The sequence below is a fragment of the Candidatus Neomarinimicrobiota bacterium genome (assembly GCA_012964825.1).
GTDB lineage: Bacteria > Fidelibacterota > Marinisomatia > Marinisomatales > S15-B10 > UBA2125.
Map to the genome: position 1 here is coordinate 1 of DTTI01000007.1, position 16,165 is coordinate 16,165.

Annotated in this window: 8 protein-coding genes; 2 read left to right on the top strand and 6 right to left on the bottom strand. The window is 44.1% G+C overall.

Translation table 11 applies throughout. From position 1 onward, the window contains the following. Positions 1–91 precede the first annotated feature (91 nt). The 6 genes from EYO21_00610 to EYO21_00635 all read right to left on the bottom strand — a co-directional run bounded on the left by EYO21_00610 (position 92) and on the right by EYO21_00635 (position 11,832). Complete coding sequence (locus EYO21_00610) at positions 92–505, bottom strand: response regulator (GenBank protein ID HIB02317.1); 414 nt, start codon at positions 503–505, stop codon at positions 92–94. Positions 506–519: 14 nt separating this feature from the next. Next, positions 520–2,142, bottom strand: a complete 1,623-nt coding sequence (locus tag EYO21_00615; GenBank protein HIB02318.1) for a hypothetical protein — start codon at positions 2,140–2,142, stop codon at positions 520–522. A 1-nt stretch (position 2,143) separates the two neighbouring features. Further along, positions 2,144–2,587: a hypothetical protein gene (locus tag EYO21_00620; GenBank protein HIB02319.1), complete on the bottom strand. Its 444-nt coding sequence runs from the start codon at positions 2,585–2,587 to the stop codon at positions 2,144–2,146. After that, positions 2,584–3,102: a hypothetical protein gene (locus tag EYO21_00625; protein ID HIB02320.1), complete on the bottom strand. Its 519-nt coding sequence runs from the start codon at positions 3,100–3,102 to the stop codon at positions 2,584–2,586. The genes EYO21_00620 and EYO21_00625 overlap by 4 nt, the downstream gene beginning before the upstream one ends. Before the next feature lie 44 nt (positions 3,103–3,146). Next, positions 3,147–10,844, bottom strand: a complete 7,698-nt coding sequence (locus EYO21_00630) for a hypothetical protein (protein HIB02321.1) — start codon at positions 10,842–10,844, stop codon at positions 3,147–3,149. A gap of 115 nt (positions 10,845–10,959) precedes the next feature. After that, entirely contained in the window at positions 10,960–11,832 is an 873-nt protein-coding gene (locus EYO21_00635) for a ParA family protein (protein HIB02322.1), read from the bottom strand. A 642-nt stretch (positions 11,833–12,474) separates the two neighbouring features. On the opposite strand from EYO21_00635, the gene EYO21_00640 reads away from it, so the two are divergent. Both EYO21_00640 and EYO21_00645 read left to right on the top strand, forming a co-directional pair. Beyond that, the gene (locus EYO21_00640; GenBank protein ID HIB02323.1) at positions 12,475–13,164 is read left to right on the top strand and encodes a hypothetical protein; all 690 of its coding nucleotides are present in this window, start codon (positions 12,475–12,477) and stop codon (positions 13,162–13,164) included. Further along, positions 13,161–16,165 (top strand): DUF1573 domain-containing protein (locus tag EYO21_00645; protein HIB02324.1); only part of this gene is annotated, 3,005 nt, incomplete at its 3' end. The genes EYO21_00640 and EYO21_00645, both read left to right, overlap by 4 nt.

A 16,165-nucleotide genomic window follows, 5' to 3' on the forward strand; every position in this document is an offset into this window, starting at 1 on the left:
TGTTCTCATCCTTGTATTTCAAAACCTCATTGATCTGATCTGGAGAGAGATAATTTTCAGAAACCAGTACCTGTCCAAGCGTCTGATTCATTTACCGAGCCTCCACAGCTTCAGCGGTATCATCTTTCACCGGTTTATTTTTATTAAGAAGCTGGATCAGTTCATCAGTGAGATGATTTGCATCTATGGGCTTTCTCAGAAACAGGCTTCCCCCCACTCTCCTTGAGTTTAGGATATCATCAGGATCTTCCCTCGAGGAGATAAAAACAACATGTATATCCTTATATCGGCTATCACTTTTTAAAAGTTTGCATACGTGAAAACCATTCAGGTACGGTAGCGCAATATCCATGATAACCACACCAGGTTTATTCTTCTGGGCCATCCGAAGACCCTCAGTCCCGTCACTGCTCACCAGGACCTCGATACCGAGACCTTCAAGGTGATTTCGGCACTGTCCTATGAAAACATCGTCTGTATCTATAATGAGTATTTTATTGTCCATTAATTTTTCACGGCTTAGGAGACAATAGATGGTGTAATGAAAATAAGCAACTCTCTCTGGGAAGTTTTTGTAACAGTATTTGTGAACAGTTTTCCAATAATGGGAATATTCCCTAAAAATGGGACTTTATCCACCGCTTGGCTCTCATCATTTAAAATGAGCCCGCCGATCAACAGCGTCCTTCCGTCAGCTACCCTTACATTTGTCTGGGTGGAACGTGTGGAAACTATAGGCCTGTCAGCATCGGGACCCACATAGCCGATAATGGCCTGGATCTGGGCATTGATGGCCAGGGAGATAAGCCCGTCAGAATTGATTCTGGGTGTTACCTTAAGACTGATGTCCACATTTACGGATTCAAAAGTGTAGGGGTTCACACCAAAGACACCTCCTTCAGTTTGAGGTACAAGAACGGGTATGCTGGTTCCCACATTGATTGTAGCAGGGGAATTATTGAATGTGGTGACCTGAGGTTCCTGAAGAAGCCTTGTCTCATTATCAGTCGTAAGCAGCTGAAGAATACTGGTAAATACAGGTAAAGTCAGCTGAGCCATGCTAAGTTCATTCCAGTGCCCGATATTGACAAACAATCCTGAGGTATCTGGGACCGTGGGACCTACAAGGTCCGCCCTCAGGCCCCAGTTAATACCGAGATGTTCATCTGCCGAAAGGGTAGTCTCAATGAATTTTACGGAAATATGTATCTGCTGGGTTTTTTGATCCAGTGAATTGATTAACTTTTCAACAGCTGGCAAATTTGCCTCAATATCAGTCACCATAAGTTTATCGTTGAAAGAGCCTGCTATACCGGTGGTAAATGCAACACTAGTGCCTTTATCGCTAAGTACGCCGTTACCCAATGCTGAAGCTATCATATTTCCATCGGCAAACTTTAGATCGTATACGTTGGTAACCAGTTCGCCCCGAAGCGTTATGTCCAACGGTTTTACAATAATAATCTCATTATCCAGGTACCAATCATAACCATGCATCTTTAAGATAAGACTTAAAGCAACTTCTATGGTAACATCCTTTAATAACAGAGTTATGCTTCCAACATTATCACCACCACTAATGAGATCCGGATGTATAATCATATTTAGTCCGTAACTGACAAAAAGAAGCCTCACAACGTCCTCTATTGTGGCATCGCGGAACCTCAGTGTTACTGTTTGTTGTAGAGCATCCAACGCAGTCATCTCTTTGATTTCTAGAAATGACGTATCGGGTTGCACTTCCAGCTTGTCCTTGAACTTTTCCCACGACACAATGATTTTTCTATCCCCTGACTTATTGATTTTTATTTCCGTATTAGAGAAAAAATCAAGCCGGAGTTCAAGATCTTCCCTACCGAAAGATGTAGTAACAATCCTGATACTGTACTGATAGAGAGGGTCGGTCATTACTCTACGGGCAAAATCTCCCTTTTCCCAATTCGCACCTGTAAATGTGATAGTAAATGAGGGAGGTTCGTACACTTCTGATGTACGGTATTTCGGAACCTCATCAAAGGTGAGGGTTAAGAAGTAGGAAGTCTCCGAATCAACGATGGATATATCTTCAAGAGTTTGACCGGTAACAAATCCACCCGCAATGAAAAGAAGGAGGGTTAGCCGCTTAATTTTCGATAGTGTCATATTACTCACTTAAAGATAGAACAAGTTTCTTTTGGTTCCGACTCAATATTACCATGTCCTCAAGAATAGACTCCACAATATAACGGTCAATGATCTGTCCTTCAGTAACTACTTCATCATTGATAATTGCACTCCTAACAAATCCGGAAGTCATAATTCCTGACAGAAAAAATTGTACTTCGATATTAACTACTTGAGATGTTGCTGTATTCTCCACAAGATTAAAGATGTCCCTGCCCCATCTGGAGAGGGTTACAACTTGCGGAGATTTCCCACCGCCAGGGATCATGGCCATAATAAGTGCTGCTTCTTCCATGGGATTACTGGGGGATTTTTTCTCTTCGGCCTGTGTGCCATTATTGCCACCAAAATCAATATACAGAAATGCCACTGGGATCAATAAGACGCCAAGGACAATGAGAAGATTTCTTTCGCTTTTTTTCACAGTGTTTTCAATCCATAGGAATAAGCTCTAATATTCGCTTCAACATTAGACATGTTAACGGGATTTAATGATATCTCCTTAATATAAATCCTCCTATTATCCGTATCAAGATATTGGATGAATCTGCCCACATTACGCAATTTACCTCTGAACTTTAACTCTATCTCATATCGTTCAAGATAGTTTTCAGTGATGGAAATATATTGCTTTAAAGCAGGCATGGTATCTTCCAGTTTTGGTACCAGTTCCGTCAGCACTACATCATACCTGGTAGCACTGTTCTTAAGAGTTTGAAGATCTTTAAGGTAAGCTAACTCTGAATCATATTGATCTGAGTTCTCCACAAGCTGGGTAAACCGTTGTTCATGCTGTGTCTTCACATCACTAATGTCACCTGTCCGGGAAAGAACCTGTTTTAGAGTACTTTCCAGCTGTTGGTACTCCTGTTGGAATCTGCCTGTCTTAGTAGCTATCGTCACATTCAGAATAATGGTGACCACAACCAACAAACCCAAAACCGAAGACCCCAATATAAATTTCGTTTTTCCAGGTAAACTGCTCATAAAGTGACCTTGACAGAAAAGTTTAAGGCGCCATCATTATTAACCAGTGATTTTATAAGCTCTACATTGGTAACATGTTCAGCGTTGCGCAACAGATAGAGAAAATTATTTAATATAATATTTGTATCTCCACTGGGCGGGGATATATCTCCGGATAAGGTGAGGAGGTTACCCTCATTATTGACCCCGGGGCTATTGATAGCATCTGAGGTGATACTACTCATGGAAATTCTGTTTGAAGTAGCGTTGGTAAGATATTGAAGGAGATAAATAATTTTTCTACCTTCAGTGCGGTCATATTCACGAATGGCTGAAAAGCCCTTTATTGCTTGCAATTCTTTTAAGTATGTAAAGTATTCAGACTGGCCATCAATGGCTGCATTCAACTCAGCTTGCTTTGGCGGTATCTTAGTCTGGAGCTCCTTCATTGAAGAATTGCCTGAGACCGTAAACAGAGTGGAAAATATTAATACTATTCCCACAGCTATCTGAATAAGCCGGTTAGGAAGAAACCATTTGAAGTTTTCCTTATGCTCTTCCGGCATTAAGCTGAGTTTTTCCGAGGGATCCAGGATCAAAGCGAGGTTCATCATAAAGTACTGATTATTCTCTGGCGCCATCTCACCTTCGAAATCTTTATGGATCATTGTCTCCAGTGGCAACTCCAGCATTTTTACATCTTTACTTACTGAAGCTGATATAATTTCGACAATATTGGGGATGGCTGTACCGGGACCACTGGCGTAAATCTTGCTGGACATTCTAAGTCCTTTGAGATTAAAGTTCCTCAGAGTAGCATAGATCTCTGACAATAACTGAGAGGTGACTGAATTTAGGATCTTATCATAAGTGCCAGAAGAAGCAGTCTCTTCAATATCATCATCTGGCACTTCTTCAAGATTATCTTTTGAGGCAGGAAGACCGCTTTGAAATAACACATTACAGATGTCGCTGTAACTCATCTCTTGAGCCTTTGGAATGGATGAGGATGCATCTCTGTAAGCCTGCACAAAATTTCCAAGCCCAATAAGCATTTCCCGGCACTGAACTATCTCCCAATCGTTCACAAGAGTTATTCTGCTCTTTTTGTGACCGAAATAGATGAGAATAGCATTTCCCGAGGAACTGGTCTTGTACTGATTCAGGAAAATATTGTACTGAAGTTTTGTGATGGAAGTGAGATACCTTGGTTGTATACCCCTTTCCATCAAGAAGTGATAGTCATGAGTTATGGCGTCCTTGTCCGTAAAAATGCAGCAGGTAGTACTCTCCAGGACCTCTTTGGATTTCCCACCGTAACTCAACCAATCAATTAACACGTTTTGTTTCTGAATTGAGAATCTGTCTGCTATTTGATTCCCGATGAATACTGATCTTTCATTTTTGCTCATCTGCGGCACTTTTAAAAAATCTATCTCGATAGGATAGTCAGAGGAATAAAATCCCAGGTAATATCTTTTCCACTTCTTTTTCTTTAACTCTTGTTCATAGACGTAATGAATAAGTTCTGTGAATTCCTCAATCTGAATATCTTCCGTTTCAAACGGGAGTTTATACTCTCGGGCCTTCCTGATAAGAAATCCGTCTTTCTTTACTTCCGCCATTAGAAAAGTGACCTTGTTGCTGCTTTTAACAAACGTAACTGCCTGTGAATAGCCGTTTAAGTGACGATAAATGTTGAGGACACGGCTCTTGAAAAAAGCGACCAGAGGGTGATCAGGATTATTTTCAGCCGCAACATTATACTGCTCATCGGAGATTTCCAGTTCATCCCCCAAGTCCTCAAATTCATCATCCTGCTTTGAAGAGAGAAGATGATCCCTGAGTAGTGTTTTTTCTTCAATGCTCATCGTAGATCCATCGGCCTTACGTGCATTCCTCACAGCAACATCTATCCCTTCAGGGGTGAGATCACACTCAGGCACGAGAAATTCCTTATCGTCAACATTAACTGACTTTGTGAGTGCTATTTCCCCTTCAGATGGTTCAGGTCCAGATACGTTTTCAGATGCTTCTCCAATTTGCTTTTCAGCAGAAATACCTGATGGAGAGGACCGGACCTTCAATAAACTTGATAGAAGGGAATTTTCTTCATCTCCAGCAACTGATTCACTTCCAGTAGCGCTGGTCGTAACAGTTGCATCAATGTTCTGTTCCTCAACAATATTAACTACCGTATCTGCCTCAGTGGACATTTCAACCTTTTCCACAATAGTGTTGACCTGTGTGGCTTGTATAATTGGAGCTGCTTCTACATTTACAGCTTCTTCAACTACAGCTACAGCTTCTTCTTCTACAGCTACAGCTTCTTCTTCTACAGCTACAGCTTCTTCTTCTACTTCCTCAACATCTTCAGCTGATGACTCTTCAACAGGAGTTTCATAAATAAACTCTTCTTCCTCAGAAGTTTCTGAAACTGTCTCTTTTAACTCTCCTTCCATGGTCGCGGGATTTTCAGCAATGGGGAATCCTGTTTCAACAAAAAGTTGGGATTCATACAGAGAAGGAGAGATTTGAAATGACCGGGCAATGTTAAGGTATTTTTTCTTACTGATCCCATGGATCACTTTTGTATCCGCTACAAAAATCAGGTTTACTTGAAGCAATTTCTTCAGGTGATAATAGATCTTTTCCCGGGAGAAATTTATCTCTATGGCGATCTCCTCGGCAGAAATGGGGTTACTATAAAGGCACTGAACGATGGATTTACGGGTCGGGTTGGAAAATTCCCTCAAAACATTAACATCATCAATGATATAGGTCTCCATCTGGCCTTCATAGTGCTCTCTCTCATCACCCTCTTCTGCCAATTCCTCCTCGCCAGTTTCTTCACCTGGAGGAACAGGTTCCCCTGTGTTAAATACATCATAGCTTTCAGCCAGGTTGGTGTGAGGCGACGATTCGTCCAGAATTTCATATGCTTTTGCTTCTTCCTCCGCCTTGTCCACAGCTTTATCGATACGGTGTACATCCTCCTGGTAAGACGCAACATCCAGATCTAGCGATTCTGCATGCATAATTGCCTGCAAAAACTGGTCCCTGATGTTTCGGAGAGCGACAATATCCGAATCTTCAGGAAGGGACTCAATCTCTGATTGAATCTCATTAAGGTGCGACAGCGCTTCATCCTGTTTACGCTCATTTTCTTCAGCCGCCTGAACCATCTCCGTAAGATTATTGATCGTGCTCTCATCATTCTCTTCATCATCCACTCCTGCCAGTTTCGCACGTTCCATGGCTGATGTAAGGTTGTCCCGAATTTCCTGTAGTCTGTCAGGTCCATCATCAACCGACACCGATTCTGCTTCATCTCGCGACGCAGCAAGTTCAGCCTCGGCCTCCTTTTTCTGACGGGCAAAAGTGATGGCCTCTTCAAGGTCTTCAATCCGTTTTTCATCTTCTCCAACATCAATATCACAGGATGCAGCACGTCCCACTGCAGCAACCAAAAATTCAAGGACAACAGTCAATGCATCAGGATCATCATCCACAGAAATTGTCTTGGCATCCTCCCGAGCTTTAGAAAGCTGTTCAAGAGCCTCTATTCTTTCCCTAGCACGCTCGGCGGCCTTGTCAAGTTGATCAACTTTCACCTGATCTTCAACTACGTCAATACCTGATGCATCAGCCCGGTGAACTGCCTCAAGCAAGGTGTCTCGCGCATTCTCAACTGTCTCCGGGTCTGAGTCGCCGGATAGAGCTTCGGCTTGCGACCGTGCAGCAGACAATACCTCCTGGGCATCTGCTTTTTCTTCCTCAAGTTTTTCCAGGGTCTTTTTCATCTCATTTGACAAAACCTGGTCTTTGTCTGTCTGTATGCCGGACGAGTGTGCACGCTCAACGGCTGCCTTCAAAGTATGGAGAGCCTCCTCAATGGATTTTACGTTGGTGCCTGTAGAAACGCCCTCAGCCTCCGACCGTGCTTTATACAGTTCTTCAGCACATTCAATTCTTTCCTGGAGGTCCTCTAGCATTTGGCGGTCACCCGTCACATCCGTCCCCGATGCTTCAGCCCGTTCCGCAGCTTTATCCAAAGAATCATACAATGACCGGAGGGAAGCAGGGTCCTCATCCGAAGATATTTCCCTCACTCTCTCCCTTGCATTGGCAAGCTGTGACTCTGCCTCTACCTTTTCCACCGCAGCTACGATGGCATTCTCCAGTTCGTGAAGTTTATCCTGTTCAGTTGAAACATCTATTGCCGACAGTTGAGCACGCTCTATAGCCGCTGACAGTCTATCTTGGTTAGAGCTGAGTGTTTCGGCGTTCAAATCTCCTGAAACTGTGTCCGCCGCCATACGTGCTTCATCTAGTTCTATCTCTGCGTTAACCTTTTCACGGATAGCATTTATGTTTTGATTAAGCTTGTCAACCAACAGTTGTTCTGAAGAAACATCCACACCGGCTGTGGTGCAGCGTTCCATGGAAAAAATGAGCCTGTCACGGATATTTTCCAGCGAAGCAGCATCACCGCTAGCGGCTTCAACCTCCAGCGTTGATTCTTGAAGCTGCGTTATGGCACCTTCCCTATCCTTAGCCTTTTCAAGAATGGTAGCAAGATGTTCCAGCCGTTCTGAGTCGCCCGTAAGGTTCACCCCAAAGGAATCTCCCCGGACCATGGCTGCCTGCAGCTTCACATGGACAGCCTCCACAGCAACTGATCCATTTTCTGTGGCGGCTGCATTGGCTTCACCACGAACAGCATTTAGATAGGACTCTACTTCGTCCCTTTCCTGGGCAACGGCAATGGCCGCTCCAAGATTTGATGAAAGGTCCTTGTCACCGCTTATATCTAAGCCTGCCAGTTCGCCCCTCGCAATAGCAGAGATCAAACTCTTCTGAAGACTCAGGAGTGTTTTGGTATGTGGTTCTGGTAAGTTGTCCTTTATCTTGCGACGGACCTTAATAAGCACTGCCTCAGCTTCACTCTTTTCCCTGGCTATTTCTATTTTTTCTGACAACTCTCCCAGTATCTTCTGGTTATCGATTCCACTCAGTCCCAGAGCCTGTGCCAGTGATATTGCTGAGATAAGGTTTTCTCTTATTTTCCCCAGTTTCTCCAGTCCATCACCCACGGATGCCGATCGGGCATCACTGGAAATAGTCTCTAATTCTTTCAATGCATCACTCTTTTCCCGAACCAGGTTCGAAAGCCCTTTTTCCAGTTCAACCAATAATTTTTTATCACCCTCAGTTGATACGTCTGCCTTTTCTGCCCTTTCTACGGCACTGGCCATGTTGTCCCTTACATTTTGAAGCGAAGTTTCATCAGCTCTTTTCCTATCAAATGACTTGGCCTCTTTCCTCGCATCCAGGAGCTGATTCCGGGCTGCGGACTTTTCCTCAACCAGTGAAATGGATTCGGCCAGGTCACCAATCCTGTCTTCCGCTACGCTGATAACACTTTTCCCGAAATAAACTCCGGTAATATTAATTCCCGCTTTCTTCCCCCGCTTTACGGCGGCAACAAGCCTGTCACGTGCTTCGACAAGTGCCTTCCTATTCGAATCCTTGGATAGGGAATTGGCCCTTTTTTGGGCCTGCCTCAATTCAGCTTCAGCCGCTATCTTATCAGCAGCACTATTTACTTTAGAATTAAGAGCGGATAACTGTGTCTCAGCTTCGGTTGTCTCCACCCGCAAAGTCCGGGCATTATACACTGCTTTTTCAAGCCTATCCCTAACGGTCCGCAGTGATTCCAAATTCTCATCTTCAGCTAAAGACCGGACCTGTTCCTGAGATTCAGTTAGTTCACTGACTGCGTCTGACCTTTTCTCACTAAAGTCAATGGCACCGTTAAGATCGTTCAACAGTTTGTTTTCATCAGCCAGCTTAAGGCCCAGAGAGGTGCCCTTGTTTACAGCTTCCGTGAATTTATCCCCAAGCTCTTGGAGCGTTTCTATCTCAGCATTTTCACCTAAAGATTGAATCTCCACAGACAGGAATGACAATTGAGTTCTTACGGCCACACTTTTTTCTGCAAAATCTTCAGCCTCATCCAGGTCATCCAGCAACCGTTGATCAGCGTCTAACAGCCTGCTCCCAAGCATGCCCTGAGACACTTGAAGACCCACCTTTTTAGCGTTATCAATTGATTTTAGAAGTTGATCACGGGCCTCCCGGACAGAATCTGCACTGGGATCGGTAGGCAGCGTGGTCGCCTTTTTCCTCGCTGTCGAAAGAAGGCGCTGGGCATATTCCTTTTTCTTCGCCTTATTAATGGCATTGGTGATCTCTTCCAGCCTGTCACGGTCAGGTTTTAGAAAAGTGCCACCAAAATAGCCTTCGGACTCATCCATGCCAGCGGCTTGCGCCCGATCTATGGCAACGGAAAGTTGTTGTACAACCTTCCGGAGTGCCTGTGAGGAACCGTCCAACGCCACGTCTTCTGACTTTTTTCGGGCTTTATTCAATTGAGTAAGTGCTTCATCATGATTCTGAATCACACCGATCCGTACTTTCAACCCCCTTGCAATGACTCTGTCATCAGTCACATCAATACCCGCAATGGATGCATTGCGGATAACTGATTGCAATTCTTCATGAATTTCCACGAGAAGATCACAATCATCTGCACCTGCGATAGATTTTACCTTGTGGTGGGCAGCCTGCAGTTGTTTATTGGCTTGACCCTTCCTTTCAGCAACTTCAACGGATTTTGCCGTCTCCCCTGCCTGTGACTCTTCAATCTTTACGTCAATATCCCAGATTCGTGCCTCTTCAATGGCTTTTCCCAGTTTTTTCTTTACAGACCGGAGCACAGCAATATCACTATCATCAGATACTGACTTTGCTTCAACCAGCGCACTTTCAAGAACCTGTTGAGCCTCAACTTTAGCTTTGACTCTCTTCTTGGCAGCTGACACGGATTTCTGCAGATCATTTACTATTTTTCTGGCGTCGCCTGTCTCAATTCCCGCGGCACTGGCACTCTCAATAGCTGAAGCAAGCTCATGGTGCAACCTGGACAGTGCATCCGGACCCTCAACAGAGGGTACCGATTGTACCTTTGAGATTACCTTCTGTAGTTTGGATTGGGCGTTCTTTTTTTCATGGGCTTTCTCCAATTCGTTCTGAATTTCCTCCGCCAAAGACAGATCAGAAGAGACTTCTATACCCACTGATTTAGCTTTTTCAATGGCTGACAACAGTTTCTTTCGGGCCGTCGTGAGTGCTTCTATCTCATGGGCTGACGAGGAGGCTTCCTTCCGTGCTGCACTAAGTTGTACCTCCGCTCTGGTTTTTTTCATGGCCAGAGTAATGGCTTCTTCGAGTTCAGACAGCAGTGTGCGGTCATTTTTTATGTCCAAAGAAAGCGACTCCGCACGGTGCACCACTCGCGAAAATCTCTTCCGTATTGCACGCAGACCATCAACTTTTAATCCTTCATCAACTGTTTCCACTTCCCTCCGTGTTTCCAGCAAGAGGGATTCAGCGTCAGTGATCTTCCGTATTTGACTGTTAATCTGGTCCGGAGAAAGAAATTTCTTTTTCCCAACGCTTCCTTGAAGAAAAATCGTCACAGCCTTCAGTACCAAGGTGGAGGCATTTTGAGTCAGGTTTTTCAGAGCATCAAGTTCACTTATAGTCTCTGAAAGGTTCTTTACCTGAATGGTGTTTCGGTCAAGAACCTCTAAAAAATCGTCATAGGCACTGGTCCAACTATCCTTACCCTTCTTTGAAGAATTGCCCATATTTTTATCAGGGTCGGCCTTTTTGGTTTTAGTTTTTTGCGTTTTCTGGCTCAAAATCCTGTTAGGGTTTAACCCCTAGGTGACCATTGATACCCATTAGAAAGGATGTTCTTACTCAATACCCCATATCATGAATGGGTGGTTCATCACTATGAGGTACTTTTTTCTCCGGTCCAATCTCACTGTTTGTTCTGTTCTCCACAGTTTTTATCAGGTCCCTGGAAACAGCAGCATAATCTTTTGCACAGTTGTGTCTTCTATCATATTCAAATATGGATTGCCTTGCACTGTTTGATTTTGTAATAAAGGTGGTATCTCTTACACACCCTGGAAACACACCTTTCTCAAACGTGTCCTGGCATATCTGCTTCATATGCCTTGATTGTGTATTATTCTTCTTGTACCTGGTAAGCAATACGGGAAGTGGATTCAATTTTGTGTTCAGTTTTTTCACATCGGCCACAATCTTGTCCATAATCACCCGGGCGTCCAGGGCCCACTGGTCCTCCGCCCCTATGATATACCAGAACCAGTCACTAACAATCAATGCGTTCAACATCAGTATGGATGATTTGGATGGCGGTGTGTCAAAAATAATGTAATCGAAGCCTTCACGGGTTGACCTGTCCAGTTTGCGTTCAAATATCCTGTGGATGTTCATAGTTTGATTACGGCGCAAGTCAGCTTCTGTTTTATCGGTGAACAAGGTAGATCCCAAAAGTTTCAACCGTGAGTGCCGGGTGTCTGAGATATAATCGGAGAATGAACCGGTTCCGTTAGCCATCATTTGGCTGATATTTTTACCCGATTCTACAATGGTGTAATCTTTTGAAAGGTTGTAGGAAGCATTGGCCTGGGAATCAAGATCACAGATGAGGACTTGCCTGCCCGCATCGGCCAGACTCCAACCAATATTTACGGCTGTTGTCGAGCGGCCCACACCACCTTTATTACAGAGAAGAGTAATAATATTTGCCGTCTTTACCATGTTCTAAGTTTTGCTATTTCTCTGTCAATGGTAATCGCTATCTGTCTAAATGATAGGGAGGCAACATATTCTGAGAGAAGAACTCAAATGGAAATTGAGGAATTTCACACATAAAAGACACAGCATTCCACAGGGGAAACGATCCCTACTGACAGTATCTTACTGCTCGGGCACAATGAAACATTTCTAACTCACCTCGGTTAGCTACTAAAAAGACAGCTGAAAATTCGAGCTCTCTTCGTTAGCGAATATATTTGGCGTCCCCTGTAAAACCAAGCAAAATAGGACAAACCGAAATAATTAGTTACAATGTTGTAAAGGGAGGAATAATACAGTCACGCTATAATCTTCACTCTTAATGTTCCCAACATTAGCAATAAAGAATCCATTTTATTATTAATTCGTTTCAGTTGCCCTATTCTATCACTGAATATCTAACACTTGAGAATAGTAAGGGATCGTTTTAGTTTTTTCATCAGTTACAGACAGAAACAAATGCGAAGATTGTCGCATGTGTAAAGAAGCTATAAATTAGCGGTAAGTCAATCCATTAAAGATAATGCCGCCCCCTCTCACCCATTGAAAAAGCAATTCACACTCGTACTTCTTAGCATAATAGTCCCTCTGTCCTTAAAAGGCCAGATGTCAACAGCGGACGAATATGCAGTTTTCATTACAGGAATGGCAGGTCCATCTGACAATGTGCTTAAGATCGATATTGCCACTGAGATTATCGCGTCCACACACATGGAAATAATTGACTCTGATTCCACGGGCACGCGACAAGTTCTCCGTTCTGAAGATATTGAAGACACTATGAAGGAATTCGATCCGGACGGATTAACCTGCCCGGAATCTGATTGTGTTGAAGAAGTCGCCAAAAAACTGTCCATTACAAGGCTGATACTGATCGAATTGGATAAAGTAAAATTTTCGGGAAATGAAAAGAGTCTTTTAAAAGTCTCCGGAACCTTGGACATGTCTCTGGTGAATGTTGAGATTGTGGCAGGCACTGACGTTGTTATTATGCTCACCGAAAATTCTACTGAAACAAAAATCCGGGGAAACTTTAAAGAGTTTATTACAGCAATTAAGGTAAATACCTGGACACTTTTCGGTTCAGAACTGCCGGAGAAAAGATTTTCGGAGGATGAGATTACCGTCTCCCAAGAGACTTTTTCTCAAAAGATGGCTCCCTATATCACTGACCAGCGGTTTATGCTAACCGTTGCCGTGGCCGCAGGCCTGTTGATCGGCGGTGCAATTTTTCTTATGGTATCCTCCAATGATGTGACTCACACATACCCACCTGACTTTCCGGAAATACCATGAAAAACTCCGAAAATAAATGGTCTCTCCTTTTCCGTAACGGGATCTTTTCAATCTTCATCATCGCAGGTACCCTATCAGGTCAAGGATTTACAATTACTCCCACTGAAGCTCTTATCACCACTGAGTTTGGTGCTTCTGACACATTAAAGATCAATCTCACATCTCTACCTACGTCCAATGTTAGAATTCCTGTTTCTGTAAGTGACACTACCGAGGGATCAGTCTCAGTTTCCGAAGTGATCTTTACTTCATCCAACTGGGAGACTGTTCAAAGTATTGTTCTCAAAGGAGAAAATGACGATGAGCAAGACGGTGATGTTTCCTATACACTTGTCCTTTCCGCGGCCGTTTCTGACGACGGTTCCTATAACGGCCTGGACCCTGCAGATATCTCAGCTACCAACTATGATGATGATCGCGTTGCTGTGGAGATTTTCCCCACGGACGGTATTATTGTCAGTGAAAGAGGTAATGATGCAGTTATCAGCGTACGCCTCGATTCCAAGCCTACGGCTGATGTTTTTGTAGGTCTCACATCATCCGACCCAGCTGAAGGCGCTGTCTCTCCCTCATCACTTACCTTCAACCCGGAAAACTGGTCAGATTACCAGTCTGTTATGGTGGAAGGTGTAAGCGACGGTATTGCTGACAGTGATGAGATCTTTACCGTCATTTTCTTCCAGGTTGCATCTGAAGATCAAGATTACAGCGGCTTCGATCCGCCTGATGTTACCGTAACCAATATGAATCTGGATCCGCCGGGGATTAACATTTATCCAACCACCGGTCTCACAACAAGTGAGATTGGGGATAAAGCAAAATTCAGTGCAGTTCTTTTGTCACCACCCAATAGTAATGTCACCATAGGTCTCTCTGTCTCAGACTCAACGGAAGGTGCTCTCCTTTCTTCTCTTCTCATTTTCACTCCCGAGAATTGGGACACCCCCCAGACCGTCACCGTGGTAGGAAAAGACGATTTTGACGATGATGGAGATCAGAGTTTCTCAGTTATCACAATCGCAGCCGCCTCTGATGATCCTCTCTACAGCGGTTTGGATCCTGCCGATGTTTCTGTCACAAACGTGGATGAAGACGGCTTAGGTTTTATCTTCTACCCCATTGATACACTATCCACTTCTGAAAATGGTAAGAGTGCTCAGTTTACTTTTCTGCTCACTTCAGAACCCTCTTCCCACGTTATAGTACCGGTTGTAAGTAGCGACGCCAGTGAAGGAACTGTCTCCCCAGGGTGGGCCATATTCAAACAGAATAACTGGTCCAAACCGAAAAAAGTGACAGTCACCGGCATGGATGACAATATAGCCGATAATGATATTCGTTACACCATCCTGGTTGGCCCTGCGGAATCTTCAGACACCAATTATGAAGGCCTCGATCCCGTAGATTTCTTTGTGACCAACAGGGACAACGATTCAGCTTATGTTTTAATCAGTCCCACATCAGGTCTGGTTACCACAGAAACAGGTCAACAGGACACTTTTTCCCTCACTCTCTCCGCCAGACCCAGGAAAGATGTGATTATTCCTCTCTCCTCTTCAGACAACTCTGAAGGAAATATTAAACCCGATTCTGTGTTGATCCCTGTAGACAATTGGTCTGATTCTTTCCAAGCTGTTATAACCGGTAATAATGACGACGATGTAGATGGGGATCAGGCGTTCACTATTCTAACCGCACCTGTGGTATCGTTTGATTATATTTTTTCCGGCATCGATCCTCCAGATGTTGAGGTTACCAATCTGGATCGCGAACCTGTCCTGGATCTTTCTCTGGCAGCTTTGGATTTTGACTCTGTACAGATCGATACTTCGGCTGTTATCTCCCTATCTATCTCCAATGCTGGCAACGACACACTGAAGATCACTCAAATAACATTGAATACGACAAACTTTTCTGTTGTTCCCGAAGAGGCCACAGTGCCAGCCGGAGACTCAGTTACTGTAGCGGTTACCTTTTCTCCGGACACCATCGATACTTACATAGATACACTTACCATTGCAAGCAACGCATCCCAAAGAAGCATTAATATACCTCTTCAGGGGGTTGGTGTTACAATTGACAATGTAAAACCGGTGATTTCTGAAGTGGCACACAGTCCTGAAAACCCCGGCATCGGCACCGATCTTGCTATTTCATGTACAGCTACTGATGAGAATGGTATGCTTGACGTTCAAATCTCTTATCATATAGGCGGTAGTGGCGTTGAAAAACAGCTTGCCATGATATCCTCTTCCGGCGACACATATGAAACATCCATTCCTGCTGAGGATGTTACCATTAACGGCCTCTCCTACTCAATTGTAGGCACGGATAATAGATATAACTCAATGACCACAGGGCCGTATTCCGTAAATATCAGTTTTTCTTCAGGACAACTTACATCTAGTATGTCCGGAAGTGCGTTGGCCGGCGGGGTTCCTCTGGAGACCTGGAGAATGTTCTCTATCCCAGCGACTCTTGATGAAGATAACTCGGGCAAAGTGTTAAATGATGAGCTTGGCAATAGAGACGTCACCACTTGGGAACTGTGGACTTGGAATGAAAATAAATGGAAATATCCCTCCAGCCTGGAACCCGGTAAAGGATACTGGCTTATTCAATGGATGGACCCCTCAATATCTATCGACCCCGGATCAGGCGCTACTGTTGACCAGACAGGTTTTACCTTTACTCTGCAACCGGGCTGGAACATGATTGGAAACCCCTACCCTTTTGAGATATCACTCTCTTTGGATCAAGCCGACTATTTCGGACCTATTACATACGGTCTGGTAGGCGAAGGATGGAAGAATGTAAATAACAGTCTACTGCCCTGGGGCGGCTATGTTGTGTACAATAGAGGAAGTGGGCCTGAAACAATAACCCTGAACCCGGCAAAAACATTTCAAACCCTCGCCAGGGAGCAGGAAACCGCATCCGAGGGTTGGAAGCTAAATATCAGTGCTTACGGTAAAACTTATGTAGATCCGGGTAACGCTGT

Excerpts from the sequence above, each read along its gene's own strand:
- EYO21_00630 (HIB02321.1), bottom strand. The coding sequence starts at position 10,844 with ATGGGCAATTCTTCAAAGAAGGGTAAGGATAGTTGGACCAGTGCCTAT.
- EYO21_00615 (HIB02318.1), bottom strand. The coding sequence starts at position 2,142 with ATGACACTATCGAAAATTAAGCGGCTAACCCTCCTTCTTTTCATTGCG.
- EYO21_00610 (HIB02317.1), bottom strand. The coding sequence starts at position 505 with ATGGACAATAAAATACTCATTATAGATACAGACGATGTTTTCATAGGA.
- EYO21_00635 (HIB02322.1), bottom strand. The coding sequence starts at position 11,832 with ATGGTAAAGACGGCAAATATTATTACTCTTCTCTGTAATAAAGGTGGT.
- EYO21_00640 (HIB02323.1), top strand. The coding sequence starts at position 12,475 with ATGTCAACAGCGGACGAATATGCAGTTTTCATTACAGGAATGGCAGGT.